Source organism: Paraglaciecola sp. T6c, from assembly GCF_000014225.1.
Lineage (GTDB): Bacteria > Pseudomonadota > Gammaproteobacteria > Enterobacterales > Alteromonadaceae > Paraglaciecola > Paraglaciecola atlantica_A.
On record NC_008228.1, the window covers coordinates 1,640,532 to 1,667,057 of the forward strand.

Sequence of the window (26,526 nt, forward strand, 5' to 3'; positions counted from 1 at the left end):
GCCAACCAGATAAGCTGGGTGACTTTATTATGAATGAAAGGGTAGACTATTCAACTAGTGTAAATCAATGGGCAAGTTTCTCGTGGTAAAAAAAATCGTTATATTATCGACATTTGCTGGCATTTTATCCGCATGTCAACCTACCAACTCTGTGACACAACCTACGACTACAAATTTACCCACTGGGGTAACCTTAGTCGCTGAGCAGGGTGCAAGTGACGACCAAGTCAGGATCCCTTATAAAAAGTATCGTCTTGCCAATGGATTAACCCTAGTCTTACACGAAGACCATTCCGATCCTCTTGTACATGTTGATGTGACCTACCACGTGGGCTCAGCTCGAGAAGAAGTGGGTAAGTCAGGCTTTGCTCATTTTTTTGAACACATGATGTTCCAAGGCTCGAAAAACGTTGCAGATGACGAACATATAAAAATAGTGACTGAGGCTGGTGGTAATATGAATGGCACCACCAATTCTGACCGCACTAACTATTATGAAACGGTTCCGGCTAATCAACTTGAAAAAATGATGTGGCTTGAAGCCGATCGCATGGGTTTCTTGCTCGGCTCAGTGACTCAAGAAAAGTTTGAGATACAGCGCGAAACGGTCAAAAACGAGCGTGGTCAGAGTTACGACAACCAGCCTTATGGCCTGCGTAGTGAGCGTAATTCTGAAGCCTTGTATCCGGCAGGGCACCCTTATTCGTGGTCAACCATTGGATATATTGAGGATTTGAATCGCGTTAACGTAGATGACCTAAAAGCGTTCTTCAAACGCTGGTATGGCCCTAATAATGCGGTGTTGACTATTGGCGGTGACATCGAGCCAGAGCAAGTGCTTGGATGGGCAAACAAATACTTCGGTTCTATTCCTGCTGGCCCAAGTGTGAAAAACGCTGAGAAAGAACTTGTCACCCTAGATGAAGCGCGCTTTGTTACTTTAGAAGATGAAATACACTTGCCCTTATTGCAGGTGACGTTTCCTACTGTTTATGTGCGCCATGAAGACGAGGCGCCGCTTGATGTGTTATCCAATATTCTAGGGGCGGGTAAAACGTCATTGTTTTATAAGAATCTGGTCAAAGATGGCTACGCAGTCCAAGCAATGGTTTCTCACCCCTGCCGAGAGCTGGCCTGTGAATTTCAATTGATAGCACTTGCTAACCCGCAAAATAGCACCAACTTGTCTGAGCTTTATGCACGTTTCGAGCAAACGTTGGCTGAGTTTGAAGAGCGCGGTGTGAGCGAAGACGACTTAAACCGCACTAAAGTGGGTATTGAATCTTCAACGATCTTCGGTTTGCAAAGTGTGTCCGGTAAGGTATCAACGCTCGCCTCAAATCAAACCTTTGACGGTGAGCCTGACATGGTGCAGTACGATTTGGACCGCTACAATGCTGTCACAGCACAAGACGTGATGCGTGTTTACCAGCGTTACATAAAAGATAAACCGAGTGTGGTGTTAAGTATCGTGCCTAATGGCCAAGTGGATTTAGCTGCCAAGCCGGCTAATTTCACGGTCCCTAAGCGTCAACTAGATAATATCAAAACAGTGCAAGCGCACATCGAACAAGCCACGATTGTTGATACCTTCGATCGCAGTGTTCAGCCCCCAGCGGGGCCTTCACCTGTGGTGAGCGTGCCTGATTTTGACGAGCAGCGTTTTGAGAACGGGTTAACCCTTGTCAGCTTAACAACGGATGAAACGCCCACGGTGTCGATTAGCTTCAACATGGAAGGCGGGCCTTTACTTGACCCTATCGACAAGGCTGGTTTAGCGTCTTTTACTGCGCAAATGATGAATGAAACGACCAAAGGCTTCACCAATGAAGAAATGGCCAATCAATTAGCGTTATTAGGTAGCAGCATTCGTTTCGATGCAAATGGCCGCTTTACCACGGTGCGTATTAATAGTTTGTCACGTAACTTAGATGCAACCTTGGCGTTATTTAAAAAGAAGATGTTCAGCCCCGCGTTTTTACAAAGTGATTTCCAGCGATTAAAACAACGTTCTGCTCAGTCACTTCAACAGCAAGTTAAAAACCCGTCTGTTTTGGCAAGTCGAGCGGTCAGCGAGTTACTGTTTGGCAAGGATAACCGTGTCAGCCTGCCAGATTCTGGCACCCTGAACACGATTCAAAATATTTCACTAGATGATGTGAAAGCTTACTATCAGCAATATTATTCACCTTCGAAAGCAAACGTAGTCGTAGTGGGAGACGTAAATACGCAATCTTTGCAGACATCTTTAGACTTTTTAACAAATTGGCCAGCAAAGCCTTATCAGATTAAGGATTATGCTGAATTTCCTAAGATGGGTAAGCCGGTTATTTATCTGGTGGATAAACCAGGGGCAAAGCAATCGGTTGTATCTATCTTTAAACCTTACTTGCCATACGATGCCACAGGCGAGCAATTTAGAAGTAAGCTGATGAATTTCGCTCTTGGTGGCGTATTCAGTAGTCGTATCAACCTGAATTTGCGCGAAGATAAAGGCTATACCTATGGCGCTTCAACCAATTTTATTGGTGGCAAAACGCTAGGTTGGTTTAACGCTAGCGCTGACCTCAAGCAAGACAACACCGTTGATGGTATTCGTGAAATGCTCAGTGAAATAACTGAGTATCATGAGAAAGGGATGACGCAAACTGAGTTAGAGCTGATGCGCAATGCCTTTACCCAAGGAGATGCATTAGAATATGAGACACCGTCCAGCAAAGCGGGATTCCTGCGTCACCTGCTGACCTACGGCTTGGACAAATCGTACCGCGGGACGCAAAACAAGATTATTCATAATATTGGTAAAGATGAACTGAATGCACTTGCTGCAAAGGTGCTTGATCCCAACTCAATGCAAGTTGTAGTCGTTGGAGATGCAAGTGTCATCCGCGCTCAGTTGGCAACGCTTGGAAGGGAAGTGGTTGACCTGACCGTTGAATATTAATGCCTGAGCTGAGCGAATAATTGCTTAGCGAGGGTCTATATTCCTTGAAATAACTTTTACGCTCCCCATTTACTGTGGGTTGCTGACACTATTGGAATTTACTTTGCAAACATTAGATAAAGATTTTAGCGAGCGTTTAGCCATCCTAGCGAAAGAAGACCTTGCTTCTACATTAGCGGGCATAAGCCATGGAATAGAGCGTGAAGCGCTGCGCATTCAACCTAATGGTAAGTTAGCGCAAACGCCCCACAATGAAAAATTGGGGGCCGCTTTAACCCACGATTACATTACGACTGATTTCTCTGAGTCCCTTTTGGAGTTTATTACACCACCTGAGCAAAATGTTGATAAAACATTGGGCCAGCTTCGTGACGTGCATAAATTTGCACTCGCCAATATTGGTGATGAATGTTTGTGGCCTATGAGTATGCCTTGCTACATAGATGATCAAAATGAGATCCCCATTGCGCAGTTCGGCAAATCTAATGTGGGTAAAATGAAAAGCCTTTATCGGGAAGGCCTAAAGAATCGATATGGCAGTATGATGCAAGCGATTGCGGGAGTGCATTTTAATTTTTCATTGCCAGACAGTTTTTGGGATCTTTGGCTAGATAAAGTCGAAAGTAGCGAAAATAATAAAGAAACGAAGTCAGCAGCTTATTTCGCGTTAATCAGAAACTATCGGCGTTTCTGCTGGTTAATTCCCTATTTATATGGCGCGTCACCTGCATTATGCAGTTCATTTATCAAAGGTAAAAACACCACTTTACCTTTTAAAACCATCGGTAAAGGGTCGCTCTATCTACCTTATGCAACGTCATTACGTATGAGTGATCTTGGCTACACTAACAGTGCTCAGTCGGGGTTGATGACATGTTACAACCAAGTCGACAGTTATATAGCCTCGTTACGCAAAGCCATTAGTACGCCCTCAGAAATATTCGAGAAATACGCGGGCAAGAAAGACGGACAATACCAGCAACTTAACAGCAACATGTTACAGATAGAAAATGAGCTGTACTCACCCATCCGTCCGAAACAACCCACAAAACCGTTAGAGAAGCCGACAGACGCTTTGCAAGCTCGAGGGGTTGAGTACATAGAAGTACGCGCATTGGATGTGGATCCGTTTAGTGATATTGGCATCGAGCGTAATCAGTTTTTCTTCTTAGATGTTTTTCTTGTGTATTGTGTGGTGATGCCGAGCCCGGATATGACGCCAGACTCGTACCGTGAAACAGAAACTAACTTACGTGCCGTGGTTGATCATGGTCGCGACCCTGAACTGATGCTCTCGAAAGAGGGTAAATCTGTACCAATGACCCAATGGGCCGCTGAATTGTTTGCAGGCATGAGAGAAGTGGCCAAAGTACTGGACAGTAACCATGCCGTGGCAGAATACAGTCAAGCGGTAGAACAAGAGTGGCAAAAAATTGTTGATCCAGCGTTAACACCTTCTGCCAAGGTATTAGCAATATTACTAGGTAAGAACAAAGATAATGGCACGCTAGGGGTAGAATTGGCCTCAGCGTACAAGCAGAGCCTAAATGAAGCTGAGTATCACTTCTTCGACGCAGAAAAGCTTAGTCAGCATGCTGTGAGCTCGTTGGATGCTCAGCATCATATCGAGAAGTCTGACACGGTGAGCTTTGATCAATTCTTAAGTGACTATTTTACCTATCAGTTTAATTAGCTTGGTAGCAGTTATATTAGATAAGCCCGGCTTACGCCGGGTTTTTTTATGCCTGTTACTACTTGCTAAACTGTTGGTCAGTGCAAAAAAAAAGCCCAGCTAAGAAGCTGAGCTTAAAAATTTTAGGAACACACATAAACTAAAACACACATAACTTATGACCGAAGCAAATGGTGTTAGTTCACGAAAATAAAATTTTTTTTTAATAGGTGTCATTTTGGCGGTGTAGAACGCACTTTGAGAATAATTGAGGAAAAAATCACAAAACGGATAACCATGGGGGCTGAAAAACGTGTTCTTATTTGACCTTTTTAGGATAAAAAAAAGCCCAGCTAGAAGCCGGGCTAAATAGTTTAATAAGGGAACACACATAAACTAAAACACACACTAAGTATGACCCATATACTCTCAATTTAGTTCAAACAAAAATGCAAAAAATAAATTAGTTAACTATCGGTACTAAATTGGTAGTGAGGTGAGTAAGTTTACCCACTAGGGAGGCGTCGATATTATCTGTTCTTTCCTATCTAATTTACGTGACTCTTCCTTGCCGTAGGGACTTTTCATCGGTCAAAAAAAAGCCCGGCTAAAGAGCCGGGCTAAAATAGTTTAATCGGGAACACACATAAACTAAAACACACACTAGATATGATTGGCATATCACTATTTAGTTCAACAAAAATATAAAAAGATAAATTCCGTAACTATCGGTACTAAATCAATCCCTTCTGGTGTTTATCTCAAGATGGGAGGACTAGCGGCTAGCGCTTGATTCGTTTGATGTCTGGAAAAGTGACGTGATTTCAGGTCAAAAAAAAGCCCAGCTAAAGAGCTGGGCTAAATTAGTTTAATCGGGAACACACATAAACTAAAACACACGCTACATATGACTAGCGTGTTCCGTCTTTAGTTCACAAAAAGATGAAAAAAATTGATTAGGGAGTTCAGGCAGTAAAAATCCATCTATTATGCTGAAAGCATTAAACGAATAGCGCAGTCAGTTTAGACAGGGTTTAGATAAACAACAATTTGGTTCGCTAGGTGATTTCATTATGGTTAAAAAAAAGCCCAGCTAAAGAGCTGGGCTAAATAGTTTATTCAGGAAACACACATAAACTAAAACACACACCGAGTATGACCAACCTATCCTTTAGTTAGTTCATTAAAAAGAGTTAAAAAATAATTATTTATCGATTGGTATGAAATTGGCGCAAATTTAATGCGAAATAAGCCCATCGGAGACATTATTGCAGGTAGATGCTAGCGGTAAATTTTTCAGTGTGATGGGCATTTTTCTAATTTTATTTAGGTCAAAAAAAAGCCCGACTAAAAGTCGGGCCAAATAGTTTACTCGGAAAACACACATAAACTAAAACACACGCTAAATATGACCGTAAATATCGAAAAATAGTTCCCAAAAAAATAACAAAAATTAAATTTTTTGGTCGATAGTACTAATTTAGCGGCCTACGGGCTGTTTTTATCATCATACGTAGGTTTACTTGAGCTCGTTAATAAACCGATATCGTGACGTAATACGCAATGAGTTCAGCTAACGCTGAATACTGCAGCTGCTTGTCTTTGCTCACCTTGGTTACTCAGAGGTACTTTAATGACAGTGGTTTTTGATCGCCTAAGAATCCAGCAGGCGTATTAGGTTAGGTCAAAAAGCAGTAACAAAGGGTAGGAAACGAAAAAGAGTTTGCGCGAGAACCAACGTAAAATATAAATCACAGGCAAAAAAAAGCCCAACTAGACGTTGGGCTAAAAATTTTTGGAAACACACATAAACTAAAACACACGCTAATTATGACCCTAGGTACTGCCAGTTAGTTCAAACAAATATACTAAAAAACTGAAATACTTGGGCTGGAGTCCTAATGTAGCCGGATGAGTTGGGTTACCTTGATTTTGAACGACGGGCTACTGAACACAAGAAACACTAGAAAGCCCTGTGTCTTTAGTGAGTGCTCTGCTGAATGCACTTTGTGAGAGACAGATTTAGAATACTTGCTTCGCAAGAACCAAGAACCAACTTAACTTGTATTTGGTCATGAACAACAATTGAACCTAGTTATTATGCATAACAGTAGGCAAAAAAAAGCCCAACTAGACGTTGGGCTAAAAATTTTTGGAAACACACATAAACTAAAACACACGCTAATTATGACCCTAGGTGCTGCCAGTTAGTTCAAACAAATATACAAAAAATCATAAAAGGTAGTCGGCAAGGCGTACAGCGCGTCTCAAGGCGTGTTTTCAATTAAACATTTTGGTTTGAGCAAAAGCTAAGCTTCGTCCATTCAACATTATAACGTGTTGGCTTCTGGTGCCGTTTACCACTTACCACTTGTGCTCTTTACTAACCGTTCGTTTAGTGACAGTTGGTCCCATTCAAAGCAGGGCTTACGAAGTAAGCATGTAGGCTCGAATGTCATCTGAGCAAAGTTTTGTGCGTGTAAGTACAAAAAGAAAAACGAAAAAAGGGCAAAAAAAAGCCCAACAAAATGTCGGGCTAAAAATTTTTGGAAACACACATAAACTAAAACACACACAGGTAAGAGTCGGCCACGCATGAATAGTTCAATTGTGAGTTTAATTTTTGTTATCTGTTTATAATCTAGCCAGATTTACTGCTCCTACTTACCATCGTCATGTCGATCGGGTTAGTATAGGCATTCATTGGGTACGAATGAATTAACACTTGTGCTTCTCCTGTAACTTTTGACGAGAGTGACGTATGTCTCGTAATGTGTACCTTCATCCAAAGTCCGGTCAAATTAAGCTCGGTCAAATTTTACTGCTGGCTGCTTCCATCTTTTGTCTGTCAAGTTGCACCACAACGCCACCGAAGAACATCAGTAATATTTGTGAAATATTTTTCGAAAAACGCGATTGGTTTGATGCCGCTGACGACATGACGGAAAAGTGGGGCGTGCCTATGCATGTGCCTATGGCAATGATGTATCAGGAAAGTTCGTTCCGGGCAGATGCTTTGCCGCCAAAAGACTATGTGTTTTTCGGTTTAATCCCTTGGGGGCGGGTGAGCAGCGCTTATGGTTACTCCCAAGCTAAAACTCCAACGTGGGCTGATTACACGCGCGAGACAGGAAATGGCTGGGCGAGCCGAGAAGATTTTGACGACGCCATGGATTTCATGGGGTGGTTTATCAGTAAAACCAACAAAATTAACCGCGTTTCAAAATGGGATGCTGAGCTGCAATATCTGAATTATCATGAAGGATGGGGCGGTTATAAACGTAAAAGCTATCGTAAAAAACGCTGGTTACAAAAGGTCGCCAAAACCGTCAAGGCGCGTTCGTTGCGTTACGCAACTCAACTTAAGGGCTGCCGCAAAGAGTTAGAGAAAGGCTGGTTTATGCGTTTGTTTACCTAACAATAAACATTATCCACATCACTTGGTGAATTTGTCATTAACGGCAATGCGCCGGAAAAGGAATATATTTTTAATACCAAGTAGACAAGCGCGAGCGGCTGATAAAAGCCATGAACTGCATTGAACTGTGTTCGCCTCTTGCTAGTCTTCCTATGGATTATAAGATGCCCGCATGCAGAACAGAGTATGGCTGGATAGCCGCCGCTAATTAAAAACATCATTTGTCGGTTTATACTTGCCAAGCTCAACACATTACGGCGTACAAAATGCTTTACCCTAAACAAAAAACCGGTAAAGGCTGCGTAAACTTCTCAAATGAAGCGGCAATTGATTTCGCAGCGCTGCCCGAGGGTATTAAAAAACACTGAGTGAGGGTCAAGGCTCCGCGCAATAAACATTGCCTTTCAGGCCTAAGTTCACTTGGCATTCCTTTCGCTAAGAGCACGAGGTTTTTGCAGCAGCGCTTTTTTACCGGACCCAGTGCTCTACTATGTCGCAGCAGCGCAGTGCATACTGGCCATTCACTTTAGATATACACTCCCATTTAAAATGCTGATGCAAACCAAAGCCTTGCTTGGGTTATCCTGCTGATACTGTCGATTTATTAATCAAACCTTGGGTGTTGATAAAATTGCTTAAAGCAATGAAGGGGACGCTATACCAAGGATAGGAGAAGCGAATGTCAGGCCATTTTCATTTAGCGGGTGAACAAGTAAAGCGTGAAGACATGTTATCCCGAGCGAGAAAAATTGCTCAAATACTGCAAAACAAAGGGGTGTCAACAGGTGACGTAATTGCCATTTTACTGCGTAACGATACTACGCTTTACGAGGTCGTAGAGGCATGTCGCTATGTTGGGGCGTATTATGTCACTTTGAATTGGCATGGCACCCAAGCGGAATTAATGCCCATCCTTAGTGATAGTGGCGCGAAAGTATTAGTCGGCCACAGCAATCTACTGGATCAATTTACGCAACCGCTACCCCCTGATTTAGCCGTTTTAGTGGTTGATACGCCAGACGTTATCAATCACCGCTACGCACCGTCCGATGTAGTTCCCACAGCAAAAAATTCGACCGACGATAGGCTCAGCGCTGCTAACCATGGGGAACGATTGGCCGCAGTGCTTAGTGATACCCCTGAAATAGAAAGTCAGCCTGAGCGCTTTAGAGGCATGTTTTCATATACGTCTGGCAGTACAGGGAAGCCAAAAGGCATTAAACGCGAATACGATGAACAAAGACCCGATCCTTACACTGTCTTTGCTGGCCTAGCAAAGGCGCTTATGCAATTAGACAGCGGTGATCGCTTCTATATAGCAGCGCCGCTTTACCACAGTGCTCCACATGCATTAACACTATGCTGCCTGGCGGCAGGAAACGTAACTGTATTTATCGAGCCTAAATTTGATCCAGAGCGCTTTCTAGCCGATGTGCAGCAGCATAAAATAACCCATACCTACATAGTGCCTACTATGATGATCCGCTTGTTAAAGCTGCCACAAGAGGTACGTGAAAAATACGATATGTCGAGTTTACGCTACGCATTATCCACGGGCTCGGCTTGGCCTGTTGATGTTAAACAAGGCATGATTGACTGGTTCGGGCCGATATTTTTTGAGTCCTATGGTGCCAGTGAATTAGGTTTTATGACGTTAATTTCATCTCAAGAGTCGCTGGCGAAACCCGGCTCAGTAGGCAAAGCCATAGCAGGCGGTTCGATAATTATACTGGATGATGCTATGCAGCCAGTGCCCACGGGAGAATCAGGTTCTATTTACGTACATCTACCCATGTTTGGACCGTTTAAATACACCAATACGCAGGGGACGCTCGATGGCCTGCATTACCAAAATTACACCACACTCGGTGATATGGGCTATTTAGATGCCGACGGATACTTGTTCATCAACGATCGTAAGAAAGACATGATCATCTCAGGCGGCGCAAATATATTCCCCGCCGAAATAGAGGCCGTTCTCATTCATATGCCGCAAATAGCCGATTGCGCAATCTTCGGTATTCCTGACAGTGAATTTGGCGAGATGATAGTGCTGGCGGCTCAATGTCAGCCAGACCAACATTTAGACATAGCGCAAGTGTGTGAGTTTTTGGACGGGCGTATCGCGCGTTTCAAATGGCCTAAAAAACTAGAGCTACATGATCAGTTGCCAAGAGAAGACAGCGGCAAAATATTTAAACAACGCTTACGAGCAGCGTATGTTTAATCAGGCTCGCGAATAAATAAATTGACTGCGCAAGTGCACATTTCTTCGATATGACTGCGATCAGCGTATATGCCGTCTATTAATAAGCGTGCGATGCCGTGCATCGTGCCCCAGGTGACCTGGGCAAGACGAAGGGTATCTTCTTGTGGCGACATTAGACCCTGCTCTTGCCATTTTTTGGTCATTTCAACTTGGCGCTGAAAGCTAGGGTAAGCAATGGCGCGCAGATCTTTAGTCGCGCTGTTCTGCTTCCAAATTGTGCGGCCAAACATCAGGTCGTACATTTCAGGGTTTTCAGCGGCGTAGCCAATGTAGCTTTGAAAAAACTGGTGATACTTTTCTCGATTACTGATGTCGGTTTGCGTCAAAATACGCTCAGCATTGCTATGCCAATGATCAAAACCTTCTTGAGCGATGGCGCACAGCAGCTCATTTTTATCTTTAAAGTGATGGTAGGGCGCCGTGCGCGAAACACCCACCCGGTCCGCCAATTTGCGCAAAGAAAGGCCTTCAATGCCCGATTCGCTAAGCATGGCTTTCGCTGCTTCAAGCAAACTAGAGCGAAGGTCGCCGTGATGATAGCTGCCTTTGGCGGAAGCTTTTTTAGATGATGTATTTTGCATAATGATAATTTACCACACATCTTGACAGCGTCAAAATAAGACTTTATCTTGACGTTGTCTAGTTTAACTGGCTGATGGGCGTGACATCGTTTTTCACGAGAAAACGCGCTAATTAGCAACCTAAAATCCGTAAAATGGAGAATAACGTGTCTGATTTAGATTTTTCAAAGCTGGAAACCTTGAGCGTCAGTATTGACCAACATATCGCTCATATTCAGTTGTCTCGCCCCGAAGCATTGAACAGTATGATCCCCATCTTTTGGCATGAACTGCCGGCCACTGTGCGCAAAATTGATGAACAGTCAGCTGCGCGTGTCATTGTTATTTCCTCGCAGGGCAAACATTTTAGTGCAGGCATGGACCTGTCAGTTTTTACTCAAATGGGTAAGGACTTTGTGGGTGAGCCTGCTCGTCGAGGTGAGCGAATGCGTCGCATGGTGCTCGAACTGCAAGACAGTTTTAATGCCCTAGAATCCGTTCGCATGCCTGTATTAGTGGCGATGCAGGGCGGAGTCATTGGTGGTGCAGTTGACATGGTTTGCGCAGCAGACAGTCGTTATTGCACCGAAGATACCTACTTCACCATTAAAGAAACTGAAATTGGCATGACCGCAGATGTGGGCACACTACAGCGTTTACCGCATCTTATTCCTCAGGGCTTGGTGCGCGAACTGGCTTATACCGGCCGTAACATGGGCGCTAAAGAAGCCAAAGAGTCTGGTTTAGTGAATCAAGTATTTGCTGATCAAGAAAGTTTACTCGCAGGCGTTATGAAAATAGCGGCCAAAATTGCCAGTAATTCGCCTCTCGCCGTAGCGGGTTGTAAAGAGATGATTAACTACACCCGTGACCATACCGTAGCAGATGCATTGAACTACATGGCTACATGGCAAACAGGTATGTTCCAAATGCCGGATATACAAGAGGCCATGAGCGCGGCGAAAGAGCAGCGCAAACCCGTTTACGAAGAATTACATAAGAATATCAGTGGTATGCAGCGTAATAAGTAAGCGCTGATTCAGAATAAAACAGGACCAAAAAATGACGACATCAACAGCAAATCTAGCAGGCGCTAGTGTATATCCAAATCTTCTTAAGCCACTGGATTTAGGCTTCACGAAATTAAGAAACCGTGTATTGATGGGCTCAATGCATACTGGCCTCGAAGAAGCGCCTAACGGCCATGAACGCATGGCGAAGTTTTTCGCTGAACGTGCCAGAGGTGGTGTGGGCCTAATCGTGACTGGTGGCATCGGCCCCAACGATGAGGGCGCAACACACCAAAATACCAAACGCTTGAGCAACGATAAAGAAGTGGCTCACCATAAAGTCATCACGGATGCGGTGCACAACGAAGGCGGCAAAATCTGTATGCAAATTCTGCACACCGGTCGTTACGCTTACAACCCGAATTTGGTTGCGCCTTCGGCGGTGCAAGCGCCTATTAATCCATTTAAGCCTAAGGCTTTAGATGACGATGGGATCGAAAAACAGATAGAAGATTTCATTTTCACCTCAACTCAGGCGCAAAAAGCCGGTTATGATGGTGTTGAAATCATGGGTTCTGAAGGATATTTTTTAAACCAATTCATTGCTGCTCGTACTAACCAACGTGACGACGAGTGGGGTGGTAGTTACGAAAACCGCATTAAATTACCCCTTGAAGTCGTGCGCCGTGTACGTGAAGCCGTAGGTGAGAAATTCATTATTATTTACCGCTTATCAATGCTTGATTTGGTGGAAGGTGGTTCCACCTATAAAGAAGTGGTTGAGCTAGGTAAGTTGATTGAAAAAGCCGGTGCAACCATCATTAATACGGGTATTGGCTGGCACGAAGCACGAATTCCTACCATAGCAACCAAAGTCCCACGTGCTGCATTTACTTGGGTGACAGCAAAATTCCGCGAATCATTGTCTATTCCGGTTATCACGTCGAATCGTATTAACACCCCTGAAGTGGCTGAGCAAGTGCTTGCCCGAGGCGATGCTGATATGGTGTCTATGGCGCGCCCGTTTTTAGCCGACCCTGATTTTGTTATTAAGGCTATCGAAAACCGCTCTGATGAAATCAATACCTGTATCGGTTGTAACCAGGCCTGCTTGGATCACGTGTTTGAAGGCAAGATGACCAGTTGTTTGGTTAACCCTAGAGCCTGCCATGAAACAGAGTTAAATATACTCCCCACACAAGCGGCCAAGAAAATTGCCGTTATTGGCGCTGGCCCTGCAGGGCTTGCAGCGGCTAAAACCGCAGCTGAGCGAGGTCATTCGGTGACCTTGTTTGATTCTGCCGATGAGCTAGGTGGGCAATTCAATATTGCTAAGCAAGTGCCGGGCAAAGAAGAGTTTTATGAGACCATTCGGTACTTTAAACGTCAGCTCGAATTACACAATGTGACCGTTAAGCTCAATACACGCGTCAGCGCAAGTGACTTAAACGATAGCGATTTTGATGACGTGATTGTGGCTACGGGTATTGAGCCACGCACACCACCGATTGAAGGTATCGACCATGCGAAAGTCATGACCTACATTGAAGTCATTAAAGAGCACAAACCGGTAGGCAAAAAAGTGGCTGTGATCGGCGCTGGTGGTATTGGTTTTGACGTATCTGAGTTTTTATCCCACTCGGGCGAGTCAACTAGCTTGAATATTTCTGCCTTTATGAAAGAGTGGGGCATTGATATGACCTTTTCTTCTCGTGGCGGTATTGAAGGTGTTAAACCCCAACCAACACCTTCGCCACGAGAAATTTTCTTACTACAGCGTAAAACCACCAAAGTAGGCGCAGGTCTGGGTAAAACCACGGGGTGGGCACATCGTGTTGGTTTGCTGAGTAAAGGCGTGAGCATGGTTGCCGGTTGTGAATACTTGAAAATTGATGACCAAGGTATTCATATTAAAGTGAATGAAGAGGTGCAAGTGCTGGACGTAGATAACGTTATTATTTGTGCCGGCCAAGAGCCACTGCGAGAATTAGTGGAAGGTTTAACCAAGCCTTATCATCTAATCGGTGGTGCTGATGTCGCTGCGGAGCTTGATGCGAAACGCGCAATCGATCAAGGTACTCGTTTAGCGGCTGCATTGTAAACGCATACTAACACTGCGCGCATGAGCAAACGTGACATCCCCATTACTGATTGCCGGTAATGGGGATTTTTTATGGCAGCTCCTATTCAGCAATCCTCAACCTCTGTTATCAAAGTACTCTCGAGTAAAGGCAATAAATGCCTTTAACCTAGCCGATTGATGGATCAATTGGGGATGAATAAGATACATGGCAAAGTCTGGGCTTAATGCGCTGCCCAACAAAGGAACCAGCTCACCTGAGCTAACCTCTTCCTCGACAACATATTCGGGCACTAAAATAATACCCTTTCCAGCCACGGCATGCTTCTTAAGAATAAAATTGTCGTTAACCGCTAGCTGGCTATTAATATTCACCTTGTGCTCAGCAAATTGCCAGTGGGTCTTAGGCGACTGACATAAGCAAATATGCGCCCCTAAGTCCTCAATGCGCTTGGGTTCGCCGTGTTTAGCTAAATACTCAGGACTGGCACAACAGGTATGACGATAATTAAATAGTTTCTTAGCAACCATGTTTTGTGGGGGCGCTTTGGTCGCTCTAAAGGCTAAATCAAAATCATTCTGAGAAAGGTCATAAGTGGTGTAGCTGCAATCAACACTGACCGAAATGGCGGGATAGCACGCTTGAAATTCAGCACATAAATCCAGAATATAGCGCTGAGCAAATTGGTTGGGTGCAGTGATGCGTAGCTCGCCCTCGAGGGCATCATTGTCGTGGCGAATTTCACGCTCTAGGGCCAGTAGTGAGCGCTTTATTTGATTCATGCCAGCCAATAATTGCGCCCCTTCCTCGGTGAGCGATACATGACGTGTAGAGCGAATAAATAAATGTTTATCCATGTCTTGTTCAAGCTTACGAATTTGTTCTGACAAATACCCACGGGATATTGAAAGCACTTGTGCTGCGCGGGTGAAGCTTAATTGCTTTGCTACTTCACTGAATAAAATTAAGCGTTCAAACTTTTTATGTTCACGGCTCATGGCAAACGTTCACACTGGAAAATAATATCGATATTCTAGCGCCCCATTGTTCGCTATATCAAACAATGTTTTCATTAACTCTCTCTTTTGCTTTGCTGTTAACTCACTACACTGTGCTCAACCACTATATTCCTTTAAGAGACCGTCATGACAAGTTCGTATTTTCCCCTAGCTCACTATTTACCCAATGTCAGTTCAATTGCCTATGGCTGCATGGGCCTTGGTGGCAATTGGGATGATTCACCCATCACTGACGCGCATGTCGAACAGGCTAATGATTGCGTGAATACCGCTTTGGAATCAGGGATCAATTTTTTTGACCACGCAGATATCTACACGCTTGGTAAAGCCGAGCAGGTATTTGGCAAGGTACTTAGTGAGCGCCCGCAGTTACGTAAACAAATTTATATTCAATCGAAATGTGGGATCCGGTTTGCGGATGCCAATGGCCCAAAACGGTATGACCTGTCAGCAGATTGGATCGAAGCCTCGGTTGAGAGCAGCTTACAACGTTTAAACACAGACTATTTAGATGTACTTATGCTGCACAGACCGGACCCTCTGATGCAACCTGAAGAAATTGCTCGGGTGTTTGAGGCCTTAAAGCGTGAAGGCAAGGTACATCATTTTGCCGTGTCCAATATGCAGCATCATCAAATCGCCTTCTTGCAACGCGCATTGGATGAACCGTTAGTGGCCAATCAAATTGAAGCCAGTTTACTTAAGCAAGACTGGATCGATGAAGGTGTTTATGCGGGGAACAGTGAAGGGCGCGACATCAATTTTACGTCGGGTACGTTGGAATACTGTCGCCGTCAAAACATACAACTACAAAGTTGGGGGAGCTTAGCCCAGGGCGTGTATTCAGGGCGCGATGTAAAGGAGCAATCGGATGCCGTACAACGCACTAGTCAATTGGTCGCAACCCTAGCTGGTATCTATAACACAAGCTCTGAAGCGATAGTGCTCGCTTGGTTAATGCGGCACCCTGCGCAGCTACAACCCGTTATTGGTACCACAGACTGTGCGCGGATCGCGGCGTCTTGCCAAGCCATGAATATTCAGCTCAGTCGCGAACATTGGTACGCCTTGTATGAAAGTGCTAAAGGCCACGAGTTACCGTAATGAGGGTGTACTTACTTATTATCAGTTGCCACTTAGTAATAGCTAGCAGCCGCAATTAACAGCAAATAAAATCAAAAGAGCGCATTGATGAATTTAAATACAGCAACAAACATGATGCAAGCAGCCATAACATCGGCGCGTGCAAATAATCAACACATCGCGATTTGTGTCACCGATGGTCACGGTGAACTGTTGTGCTTCAGTCGTATGGATGACGCCAGCTTGCAAGCGGGTGTCTTGGCGCAAACCAAGGCATATACTGCAGCACGAGAGCGACAAACTACGCGCCAACTTGCCACGTGGGCGCAAGAAACCCATAAAGACATGGGATATTGGAATGATGCTAAATTTACTGGGATCGCAGGTGGTGTGCCAGTATTTGTTGATACAAAGTGTGGGGGCAGTCGGCGTGAGCGGTTTAAGCGAATTAGAAGATGAAGCCTTAGGAATAGCAGCAATTGAAGATTGCGGTTTTACTGTAAAAACTAAGATGAAGGACACTGCAGCATGATATTGAGCAGAGCATTATCACTTATTTTTTTTGCTGTGGTTATTACTGGTTGTGGCACCGCCGAAAATCAGGATAAGCAGCACACAGTAAAAAGCGAGAGCAAGGTCGCTGGCATCGATACCGCGAACAACAAACTGCCAAACGCTAACTATTTGTTGCGTGATGTGCGCGACGATGTGTTTTATTTCGTGATGCCGGATAGGTTTAACAATGGTGACTCAAGCAATGATAATGGGGCTGTAGAGGGCGGTATTTCTGCTGGTGGCTTCGATGCAACGTCAAACCGAGGCTTTCATGGTGGTGATATGCAGGGCATTGAGCAGAAACTTGATTACCTGCAAGGCATGGGGATCACCGCCATTTGGATGACGCCCATATTGCGCAATAAAGCGGTTCAAAGGGATGGCGTTGCCCACCATGGTTACTGGATAGTGGATTTCACAGAGATCGATCCGCATTTTGGCTCGAACGATGACCTTAAAAGCCTAATTGCCACAGCACATGAAAAAGGCATTAAAGTGTTTTTCGATATCATCACTAATCACACTGCCGACGTGGTGAAGTATGAAGAGTGCCATCATGCCAACGGTGATTTTAAGGCAGAGAACCACTGCTTGTATAAATCTTTACAGCAGCTTGCTGAGGGTGACGATTACACGCCTTTCGTGCCGCTTAGGGAGCAAACGGTCAAAGTACCCGCTTGGCTAAACGATCCGCAATTTTACCACAACCAGGGGGATACCACCTTTACTGGGGAGAGCTCGTTAAACGGTGATTTCAGTGGACTCGATGATTTAGATACAGAAAACCCCAAGGTGTTGCAGGGCATGATCGAAATCTACAAAGATTTGATCAAAGAATTTAAACCCGATGGTTTCAGAATTGATACAGTGCGCCATGTGCGCATGCCATTTTGGCAGACGTTCAGTCCTTCGATAATGGCTTATGCGCAAGAGCAGGGCATCCCTAATTTTCATATTTTCGGTGAAGTGTATGACCCAGACCCAGCGCAATTAAGCCGCTTTACCACACAAGGTAAGTTGCCATCCGTGCTGGATTTCGGTTTTCAACAAGCCGCTGCTGACGTGTTCTATCGCAAACGTAACCCCCAAACTATTGATGCCTTGTTCGCTCAGGATGATTTATATACAGATGAAGACAGCCAAGCGGATTTATTAATGACTTTTTTAGGTAATCACGATATGGGCCGCACCGGTTATTTTATCGAGCAAGGGGTACCTGATGCTAGCAACGAAGAAAAACTGCAACGCAGTATTTTATCTCATGCGTTTATGTATTTATCTCGCGGTATACCTGTTGTGTATTACGCAGACGAGCAGGGGTTTACCGGTGACGGTAATGACGTAAACGCCAGACAAGATATGTTCCCTTCTTTGGTGGCCAGCGACAACGACGATCCGTTGCTGGGAAGCAGCGCGAGCACCGCGGATAACAACTTTGACCCTCTGCACCCGATTTATCTGGCGCTGGGTGACTTAGCGCAACTAAGGCATCAACATGAGGCATTGCGCCGAGGGCAATATGAGAGCCGGTATTTTAATGAGGACTCGATGATGTTTGCATTTGCTCGTAAATTACCACAAGGCAAAGAGTATTTAGCGGTGTTTAATGCCGGTACTGAAGCCGCTAGCTTGACGTTGCCTGCGCAATCTACACATTATGAAGGGCTGGTCGAAGCGACTAAGTTCAACTTAAGCGATGGTGTGATTAAAGTGACCGTACCTGCACTGAGCTTCGCTTTGTACCAAGCCAAATAAATGAAAACGACTTTATTTTTACCAGCAAAAGCCGCAGATGTTATTGCATAAGCGATGCATTAACCTCTGCGCGTAAGCCTTTTTATATGGTTTAGCGTGCTTTTTTAGCGCGCCAAATAAAGCTTAGTAAGGTGACACCAGCAAGAATAAAGCAGTAAAACGAATAGGGGATGACGTCTACTGGCGACAGTGAAAACGTTGCGCCAATAATCAATAACTGCCCGCCGTAAGGGATTAGCCCTTGTACGACACAAGCAAAAATATCAAGCAGGCTGGCACTGCGCTTGGGCTCAATACCGCCTTGTTCTGCGAGTGCTTTCGCCGTGCTACCGGCGACAATAATCGATACGGTATTATTGGCAATACAGACATTTAAGGCGCTGATAAGTACCGCGATACCTAACGAGTTGCCAATTTTAATGGGTAACGATAAAGCGCGAATAAGCTTGCTGATGGACGCTAGCAAGAAATCGATCCCCCCTTGTTGGCGCATGAGTTCGGATAATCCGCCGAGCATCAGCGACAAGATCATAATCTCCTGCATTTGGCCAAAACCGGCATATACATCTTGCCCCACAGAAACCAGTTGGTAATCAGTGATACTCATACCAATAATTGCGCTAGACAAGATACCAATCACCAGCACTGCGAACACATTTACCCCGGCAACCGCCAACACTAAAATCAGTACATAGGGCAGGGCTAGCCAGCCGTTGGTGCCTTGGGGGATATTTGCTTCGCCAGTTTCGCCTAATATGACCAGTAGCACGATGACAATCAGGGCAGCCGGTAAAGCGAGATGTAAATTAGCCTTGAATTTATCGCGCATTTCACAGCCTTGTGTGCGTGTTGCGGCGATAGTGGTATCAGAAATGATTGATAGGTTATCGCCAAATATCGCGCCGCTGACCAATACGCCTGCCACCAAAGCGGGCTCGATACCAGTGGCTTGGGCCACGCCCAACCCCACTGGGCCAAGGGCTGCAAGTGTGCCCATAGATGTGCCCATAGCGGTGGCAATAAAGCCCGCGATTAAAAACAACCCAGGCAAGATAAATTGGGCAGGAATAATACTCAGCCCTACGCTTACCGTTGCGTCTACTCCCCCAGTGGCTTTAGCCACGGCGGAAAACGCACCCGCTAATAAATAGATAAAACACATGGTGATAATATTGCTGTGACCCGCTCCTTCGACGTATCGCGCCATGGTTTGGGTAAGGGGTTCCTTTGACAGCAATACAGCGAGTATCACCGCAGGCAGCAATGCTGACGGGGAGGGCAACTGATAAAAAGCATACTCCACGCCTTGCGCCTGATAATAAAAGCCGACACCCAAAAACAGCACCAAGAAGGTGAGCAGTGGCAATAGCGCGAGTTTAGCGCTAGTCGAATAAGGATTTAACGAAGGTGAAGGAGGTTGCATAATTGTACCATGGACGTTTAGACGTCTAAAATACTAACTGTCTGGGGGAAAATAGCAAGTTTAGTTAGTTAAATAGCAATATTTTCCAATATGATCAGGTGCTTGCATGATTGTATGGCAATGAGGGTAATTGAAGTTGTGTCGTTATTGCGTGCAATAGGTCGTTCAAAACGAAATGGTGATCATAGGTAACGTTTTTTATGGCTTAAGGCTCAAAACGCATCAGCGTTACATTCCATAACACTTTGCGCATCAATGTTAACAGGCGTGTTAAACGGCATGGGGTATTATCCCCGCGTCAAATTAATACCTAATTGTTATGTCGAACCTGTGCAGCTGAAACCAGTGCGCTTCGGTTTTCTCCTTGGCGCTTCTGCCATGACGTCGACAACAACACACAAGCCAATTAATCTATAGGAACGTCCATGGACGCTTGGAATCTAATCTGTTTTTTAGGGGCACTGGCTGTCCTTATCGCTTTCACCAATCAATTCGTGCTTAAACTGCAAACGACTATCGCTATTACGACGGGCTCTGTGGTGATTTCTCTGTTATTGATTTTAGCAGTTAAACTGCTGGGGGATGACTCTGCCCAGTCGCTTATCAATGTGGTCAGCAGACTAAACTTTAACCAGATTCTGCTTAATGGCATGTTGGGCTTTTTATTATTTGCAGGGGCTATGGAGATTGATTTACGCGCTTTGCGTCGCCAGCGATGGGAAATCACCATACTCGTGCTGTTTTCTACCCTTGTTTCTACCATCATAGTCGGGTATTTAAGCGCCTTTGTTTTAGCGCAATTTGGTTGGGATGTGCCGTTTATATATTGTTTGTTGTTCGGTGCGCTTATCAGCCCCACAGATCCCATCGCTGTGCTCGCGATCATTAAACAAATGCAGGCGCCTAAAAACATTTCGATTCAAGTCGAAGGAGAATCCTTGTTCAATGACGGGGTAGGCTTGGTTATTTTTTCTACTCTGTTTGCTGTTGCATTTAGCGGTGTTGAGCCAACAGTTAGCAGCGTTGCTGAGCTGTTCTTAACAGAAGCGGTAGGGGGAATTATTTTTGGTTTAGTGCTGGCGGTGATTGCCCATTACTTGATCATAAAAAGTCCAGATATTAACGTTCGCTTATTAGTCACCTTGGCCATTCCGTCTGCGGGGTATGCGCTTGCGATCGCATTGCATGTATCAGGTGCGCTGGCGATGGTGATGTGCGGAATTTTCATCGGCAATGTCACCCGCTCAAAAGGTGCGCCTTTAGCACGAATTTCTAGTATCCGCTTTATCAAGAACTTCTGGCATGCCACAGATACCTTCCTAAATGCTTTGTTGTTCTTGCTGATCGGCATGCTGATTGTCAGTATGACCCTATCATTAGACGAGATCTTGATTGGTCTTTGTATGATCCCCGCCGTGTTATTCGCGCGCTTCATAAGTGTTGGCACTCCTTACTTAGTCTTTAGGCAGTTTAGGCGCTACGACTTAAACTCGGTACGTATTCTGACTTGGGGTGGTTTACGAGGTGGTTTAGCGCTCGCGATGGCGGCGTCTATTCCTAATGACACTATGTTAGGCAATGGTCATAATTTGCATAATTTAATGGTCATCGTGACCTACATAGTGGTTATTTTTTCCATCGTGGTACAAGGCTTAACCATTGCTCCTTTGATTAAGAAGAGTATTGCCGCTGCTGAGTCTAACAATTAGGCATCTTGCTCACCTGTGCGTTTGATACTTGATCTTTCAGGCCAGAAAAGGTGAATAAGTCATTAGACTAACGTCTAGCTTACTCAGTTGATTTACCGAGTAAGCTAGACGTTTATTCATTCCCTATTGAGTAAGAAGGTTAGGTGTTATGTTTCAATTGATTTACGTAAGCGATTTTGCAAAATCGCTCGATGAAAACGATTTGCAAGACATCCTTATCTCAGCCAGAGCAATCAATAGTGAGCAGGGGATAAGCGGTAAGCTGATTACGGTGTCTCGCCACTTTTTTCAGGTGATTGAAGGTGATGAAGTGAAGGTTAATCAGCTGTATGCCAAAATAAAGCAGGATCCTCGGCATAAAAATGTTCGCTTGGTGATGACGAAAAGCACTGGTATACGTGAGTTTGGTGACTGGACTATGGGGTTCTCGAGTTTACTCGAATCCCAGCAAGAGCAAGATGCGGCTTTTATACTCAGTGATTTTGCCAAACGCGAAAACTTCTCGCCAGAACATCACAGTGGCATCGGGTTATTACTCAAGCAGGTATAAGAAGATGTAACCTTGGTCAAAGCATTTGACCAAGGTTTTATGCAATATTTTTTATTTCTCAGTCACTTGATAAATAGTCACTGTACCGCTTACTTCGTTGCCGATAATCAATAGTGCATTACCATTTGGGCTGTCACTTGGGGCGACAAATTGAATGCTTTCGGGCCCCAGGTCACCCGATATGGCAACTTCGCTGCAGTCCATGCCTTCGGCTTCATCGCAAGGATTGTTTAAATCATCGTCTAACTCGAAGTCTGTGCTGAAATCCCGATTGTTGTAATGGGCCACATAAGCAACATTAAATGGATTTGTGACATCGTAAGTGAACAGATCACCAGATCGCTCTTGGGCAATAAATGCGTAAGTTCGACCTTCTATCTCCCCTACGGTAATGGCCTCAGGCTCGCCACCTTTATCATCAGAGCGGTTGTCGCCTTTGTTTTCGGTGTGGGCGCTATTAAAGTCATTGCCTAAAATAGCGGCTGAAATCTTACCGAAGTCATCGCCAGAATCGTACACAAGATTAATGTTTTGGTCCCAGATAGAAAACGAGCGCGCGCCGTAAGCGTACAAGGCTTCAAACTCGCCGTTTTGATCTGCATCTCCCAATGCTGTGGTGACTTTTAAACGCCCCAGACCATCATCGCCACCACTTAGATCATATGTGGCTTGTAAGCTAGGGGAGAGTGTCATATTCAGTTCATCTTCATCAATAATATCCGCGACTCTGACTTCTTCCGAGTAGGCGTCATAATCACGAGAATCCCCTTCATTGGCTGATAAAATAAAGGTCGCGCCATTGTATTGGTATGACGTGATTGTATCTGGCTGATACATGCCGTACAGGCCGTCTACATTGCTAAAATTAGGGAGTTCATCTTTATTAGTGAAATCTAATTCAAAATCATTCCAATCTTTAAAGCCAAGGGCACGCACTTCAATCGTCATGTCTTCTAAATCGAGAATGCCAATAGCGTTACTTTCTTGAAGTGATACATAGGCAGTTTTACCGTTTGCTGCGTAGGTAATGTACTCAGGCTCTAATTCTTGCGCGACTGTCATGCCCGCTGGGCCAGCAAATTTAACCCCTGACGCTTGCAGCAACGCCTTGCGCTTTGCATCCGTGTCAAAATCTTCATCATCAAGTGTGTCACTTGAAAACGTCATATCTGTGGTGAAATTAATCGTTTCTGCTGTGTCAGCTGGAACACCATCTTCGATGGTGATCATGGACACACTGCCTTGTGGGTCAACTGCGTAATTTGTGTCTGGCTCACCTTCATTAGCGACTAATACGTTGCTGCCATCAGGGTTGAACGCCACCATATCCGGCAGAGCATCTGCGGCAACCGCCTTGATAAAGGTACCTTGGCCAGTAGCATCTAAACGGTAAAACAATACGGCACCTTGACTGGTTTTCACACTGGCCTCGACCGCAATCGCCAGCATGTCACCATTAATGGCAATGGAGTTGGCTGCTCCTAAGGTGATGGTTTGATCTGCATTTGCCTCATCTTTTACCGTTACGCTATCAGCAAATGTAAACGCGCTAGATTGTAAACTGGCATCAGAAAACGGGTTAGCCACAGCAGCGGTGGTTAAACCCGATAAATCAATCACTTCAATTTGATTAACGGCAGAGTTAATCGCGAATGCGGTAGTCGAAGCGTGGTGAAACTGAACGATTTCAGCAGCACTCTTACCAAACACCTCTATGCCCCCGGCGGTAAAGCGGCCCACCACTTCAATGTTTACGTCACGGGGCAGGCTTTGGCCATCGGCTCCGTCAGTGCCATTTGCGCCGTCAACACCTGCGGCGCCATCTTGCCCGTCATCACCGTCAAGGGCACAGCCTGAAAGGCCAAAAACGACCGCCATAGTTAACATACTAAGTTTTAACACTTTATTGAGTGGTTGCACTGCTTGTTCCTTTTTTTTAATTGTCTTGGGTAAACGCAGCCCAACAACTTAGAGTGGCCATGTGACTCTTTAACGACAATAAAATGAACAAATTGTGACGACGACTTTTTTAAAAAACAAAACTGGGGGAAGAGCAAACATCAGAAAATTGCTTAGGTGAGAAAGCAGGCTTGACCTGAACCGTTCGGATATCTGCGCCAGATTGTGGTAAATGGGTTGCCAATGAGTGCCTCAAAGTATGAGGCGTGATCGGTTTAGTTAACCCCGACACCAATACAGCTTGTTTGACCGGTTGCGAACGCAAGAAGGATGAAAATGATGCCTTCTTATCTCACCTGTTTCTGGATCTGCGCTAAGTTTATGAGAGGGAAACAAGACCTGCCACGGGAGCGACTTATTCGCTGAAGGGGACGTTTGGCTAGCGCATGAGGCATCCAAACGCCGGCGTATTGCTCATTCTGAATATCAAGTCTCAGGTGTTCATCAACCTGCACTATTTGATTTCTAAGTAATGGAATAAGCTCCGTTGCCAAAGTAACGACTCGGTGTTTTTTGCCTTTACCATTGTAGGCCCTTAAACACTTATAATCGAAGTCGATATCTTGCACGCGAAGTTGCACAGCTTCACTTCATCCTGCGTCATAACAATGGGCAGTTTGGGTTGGCGTTTACTTCTGGCAAAATTCAAATTAAGAGACAGCTCATTCTTGATAATGTGCTTATAAAGAAACGATAGTAAATTTAATGCAGTAGCTTGAGTGCGCGGTGACACATTGGCATTCAGCGCCAAATGTTCAAGGTATTGTTCCACTCCATTATCTCCCATTGATGGAGGGTGACGTTTCCCGTGAAAGATAATAAAAGTAGAGATCCACTTCAAATAAGGTGACACAGTCCTTGGAGAATACTGTCTTAGCAATATGAACTCAGTAATGTGATTTAGGAAGGGAGACTTTGTTTTCATGACCTTCACTTTACTTGTATAAATATGCAGTTAAAGCAGCCTTTCCCCCATATTCAAGCAAACGACCCAATCGCGCGTTTGCGTCGTAAAATTAACTCGCTTTATTAACTTGCAGCCATCGCCTGCGGTGACTTTTATAAACTTGATAATCATGGCAGTATTGATAAAAACGAGCGGTAGCTCGGTAGAAAAACGCGCAAGTTGCGCCTTATTAAATTGTTCTCTTGGAATTGGGAAGAGGTAAACCTAGATATTATAGTCCATATAGAACATTTTACTGTATAAATAAACAGTATATTTGACGCTGTTTTAAGGACAATAAAATCTAGCAAGGAGACTTGACGGGACTATACTGTTCTTCAACCCTTAAGCTTAGTTATGAGGCTGTTGAAATACGCGTTAATTTCCATACAGACCTCTAACTAAGCTTAAGGTAATGAACTCCCTCTCAAGTACCATTTTTGCGAATTTCCCAATCTTCGCAGCCAAAACGACTAAGGTCTGTCTGCCAGAGAACAAGTCAATAAATACGATTCCACTTGTTTGTCATTTTCTATTGCAAACAACACAATAAAACCGCCAAACTAGCTACACGTATTATTGAAGCGTTATGTGCTCAGGGAGTGTTCATGGAAGTAGTGCCAATTGGGCCAAAAACCTGCTCAAACTATCACGAAAGTGATATTTATAAGATTGAATGTGGTAACGATGGTTACTTGTTCTTGGTAGACACGGTTAATGAAGAAAGCCAAAGAATAGATGTCACTATTGAATTTGATGCTATAAGCGGCTTTAGATATTTAGACGAGGGTGACCTCTTGTACTATTGGGACAATCAAAATTTTCGCTTTTATAATCTATTCAAAATAATTAACGGTGGATGGCTCGATGGAGAGGATATGCAAAAAGGAATATTAACTCTCAGTAAAGGCTCAGCTTTACATGAATACTTTATTGTCACGACCAATGGCTGCGTAAATATTTTAAGTTACGAACCCCCTAAGGTAACAGTCAGTGGCACATAACAAAAAAATTCAAGCGGACATTGCCAAGAGCGGGCAACGCCGCTTAATTTGGTGTTATAAGCCGTCAGGATATTTGCATTGCCCGCTAGAATTGAAGAAGAACTCAAAAAGCTAATTAAACTAAAATTTGAAGTGTCTCATATGTCTAATGCAAAATGGCGCAAGTTATTTACGGCATTAGATCCTATAGAGATTAGATCAGCTTATTGGAAATTTGTAGATTTAGATTCTGAATTCCAAGATAGATTTATCAAATCAGATGCTCTTATGGGTAAGTTTGTTGGTGATATGGGGCTAATTGTTGGGCCTTTTGCCTATCGAAGAATTGAATGGTTGGAGATCCCTATAATTGCTAAAGATCCAATTGAGCCCAAAGTAGCATTTTTAAACTTCGAGCAAAATATTCAACAAATTGAAGAAATTCTTAATTCTATTGGTCATTTTAAAATTCTAAAAACTAAACGTGGTTTACGTATTGTAGGTCATGAGTAAATGGCTTATAACAAATCACTGCAAAGGACTAAAAACAGCTGGCTATTGCTCGTGCCTCGCTATTTTAGCCATCAATT

General features: G+C 44.4%; 20 protein-coding genes. 13 read left to right on the forward strand and 7 right to left on the reverse strand.

The genetic code is table 11. From position 1 onward, the window contains the following. The first annotated feature begins 67 nt into the window (after nt 1-67). The 4 genes from PATL_RS06985 (at nt 68) to PATL_RS07005 (ending at nt 10,261) form a co-directional block, all read left to right on the forward strand. On the forward strand, nt 68-2,944 hold the full coding sequence (locus PATL_RS06985) for a M16 family metallopeptidase (protein ID WP_011574210.1): 2,877 nt from the start codon (nt 68-70) through the stop codon (nt 2,942-2,944). 103 nt (nt 2,945-3,047) lie between these two features. Continuing rightward, complete coding sequence (gene gshA / locus PATL_RS06990; protein ID WP_041713477.1) at nt 3,048-4,637, forward strand: glutamate--cysteine ligase; 1,590 nt, start codon at nt 3,048-3,050, stop codon at nt 4,635-4,637. 2,740 nt (nt 4,638-7,377) lie between these two features. Continuing rightward, nucleotides 7,378-8,034, forward strand: a complete 657-nt coding sequence (locus PATL_RS06995; RefSeq protein ID WP_011574212.1) for a hypothetical protein — start codon at nt 7,378-7,380, stop codon at nt 8,032-8,034. A 679-nt stretch (nt 8,035-8,713) separates the two neighbouring features. Continuing rightward, nucleotides 8,714-10,261 carry an AMP-binding protein gene (locus tag PATL_RS07005; RefSeq protein WP_011574213.1) on the forward strand — a complete coding sequence of 516 codons (1,548 nt, stop codon included), beginning with the start codon at nt 8,714-8,716 and terminating at the stop codon, nt 10,259-10,261. Here the strand turns inward: PATL_RS07005 and PATL_RS07010 are convergent. After that, entirely contained in the window at nt 10,258-10,884 is a 627-nt protein-coding gene (locus PATL_RS07010; RefSeq protein WP_011574214.1) for a TetR/AcrR family transcriptional regulator, read from the reverse strand. The genes PATL_RS07005 and PATL_RS07010 overlap by 4 nt on opposite strands. 146 nt (nt 10,885-11,030) lie before the next feature. On the opposite strand from PATL_RS07010, the gene PATL_RS07015 reads away from it, so the two are divergent. Continuing rightward, nucleotides 11,031-11,894, forward strand: a complete 864-nt coding sequence (locus tag PATL_RS07015; protein ID WP_041713479.1) for a crotonase/enoyl-CoA hydratase family protein — start codon at nt 11,031-11,033, stop codon at nt 11,892-11,894. Nucleotides 11,895-11,925: 31 nt separating this feature from the next. After that, nucleotides 11,926-13,974 carry an NADPH-dependent 2,4-dienoyl-CoA reductase gene (locus PATL_RS07020; protein ID WP_011574216.1) on the forward strand — a complete coding sequence of 683 codons (2,049 nt, stop codon included), beginning with the start codon at nt 11,926-11,928 and terminating at the stop codon, nt 13,972-13,974. A gap of 96 nt (nt 13,975-14,070) precedes the next feature. On the opposite strand, the gene PATL_RS07025 is transcribed toward PATL_RS07020, so the two are convergent. Next, entirely contained in the window at nt 14,071-14,952 is an 882-nt protein-coding gene (locus PATL_RS07025; protein WP_011574217.1) for a LysR substrate-binding domain-containing protein, read from the reverse strand. 147 nt (nt 14,953-15,099) lie between these two features. Here PATL_RS07025 and PATL_RS07030 point away from each other — a divergent pair, with 147 nt between their 5' ends. The 3 genes from PATL_RS07030 to PATL_RS07040 all read left to right on the forward strand — a co-directional run bounded on the left by PATL_RS07030 (nt 15,100) and on the right by PATL_RS07040 (nt 18,366). Then, nucleotides 15,100-16,077, forward strand: coding sequence for an aldo/keto reductase (locus PATL_RS07030; protein ID WP_011574218.1), 978 nt, complete (start codon nt 15,100-15,102; stop codon nt 16,075-16,077). Between the two features lie 87 nt (nt 16,078-16,164). Next, on the forward strand, nt 16,165-16,515 hold the full coding sequence (locus PATL_RS07035) for a GlcG/HbpS family heme-binding protein (protein WP_011574219.1): 351 nt from the start codon (nt 16,165-16,167) through the stop codon (nt 16,513-16,515). 69 nt (nt 16,516-16,584) lie between these two features. Continuing rightward, nucleotides 16,585-18,366, forward strand: coding sequence for an alpha-amylase family glycosyl hydrolase (locus tag PATL_RS07040; protein ID WP_011574220.1), 1,782 nt, complete (start codon nt 16,585-16,587; stop codon nt 18,364-18,366). Nucleotides 18,367-18,457: 91 nt separating this feature from the next. On the opposite strand, the gene PATL_RS07045 is transcribed toward PATL_RS07040, so the two are convergent. After that, the gene (locus tag PATL_RS07045) at nt 18,458-19,789 is read right to left on the reverse strand and encodes a Na+/H+ antiporter NhaC family protein (protein ID WP_011574221.1); all 1,332 of its coding nucleotides are present in this window, start codon (nt 19,787-19,789) and stop codon (nt 18,458-18,460) included. Between the two features lie 425 nt (nt 19,790-20,214). Here PATL_RS07045 and PATL_RS07050 point away from each other — a divergent pair, with 425 nt between their 5' ends. Beyond that, nucleotides 20,215-21,498 carry a cation:proton antiporter gene (locus tag PATL_RS07050; RefSeq protein ID WP_011574222.1) on the forward strand — a complete coding sequence of 428 codons (1,284 nt, stop codon included), beginning with the start codon at nt 20,215-20,217 and terminating at the stop codon, nt 21,496-21,498. A gap of 148 nt (nt 21,499-21,646) precedes the next feature. After that, nucleotides 21,647-22,048 (forward strand): BLUF domain-containing protein, encoded by a 402-nt coding sequence (locus PATL_RS07055; protein ID WP_011574223.1) that lies wholly within the window; start codon nt 21,647-21,649, stop codon nt 22,046-22,048. A gap of 51 nt (nt 22,049-22,099) precedes the next feature. On the opposite strand, the gene PATL_RS07060 is transcribed toward PATL_RS07055, so the two are convergent. From PATL_RS07060 to PATL_RS22880, 4 genes are all read right to left on the reverse strand, one after another. After that, nucleotides 22,100-23,968, reverse strand: a complete 1,869-nt coding sequence (locus PATL_RS07060; protein WP_011574224.1) for a choice-of-anchor I family protein — start codon at nt 23,966-23,968, stop codon at nt 22,100-22,102. Nucleotides 23,969-24,077: 109 nt separating this feature from the next. After that, nucleotides 24,078-24,239 (reverse strand): tyrosine-type recombinase/integrase, encoded by a 162-nt coding sequence (locus PATL_RS22870; protein WP_232283297.1) that lies wholly within the window; start codon nt 24,237-24,239, stop codon nt 24,078-24,080. A 55-nt stretch (nt 24,240-24,294) separates the two neighbouring features. Continuing rightward, nucleotides 24,295-24,588, reverse strand: a complete 294-nt coding sequence (locus PATL_RS22875; protein ID WP_367643728.1) for a hypothetical protein — start codon at nt 24,586-24,588, stop codon at nt 24,295-24,297. Continuing rightward, nucleotides 24,543-24,932: a phage integrase N-terminal SAM-like domain-containing protein gene (locus PATL_RS22880; RefSeq protein WP_049765859.1), complete on the reverse strand. Its 390-nt coding sequence runs from the start codon at nt 24,930-24,932 to the stop codon at nt 24,543-24,545. Before PATL_RS22880 ends, PATL_RS22875 begins: the two co-directional genes overlap by 46 nt. A 629-nt stretch (nt 24,933-25,561) precedes the next feature. Here PATL_RS22880 and PATL_RS07070 point away from each other — a divergent pair. Both PATL_RS07070 and PATL_RS07075 read left to right on the forward strand, forming a co-directional pair. After that, nucleotides 25,562-25,957, forward strand: coding sequence for a hypothetical protein (locus tag PATL_RS07070; RefSeq protein WP_011574225.1), 396 nt, complete (start codon nt 25,562-25,564; stop codon nt 25,955-25,957). Nucleotides 25,958-26,035: 78 nt separating this feature from the next. Further along, entirely contained in the window at nt 26,036-26,449 is a 414-nt protein-coding gene (locus tag PATL_RS07075) for a DUF6678 family protein (protein WP_011574226.1), read from the forward strand. Nucleotides 26,450-26,526 lie beyond the last annotated feature (77 nt).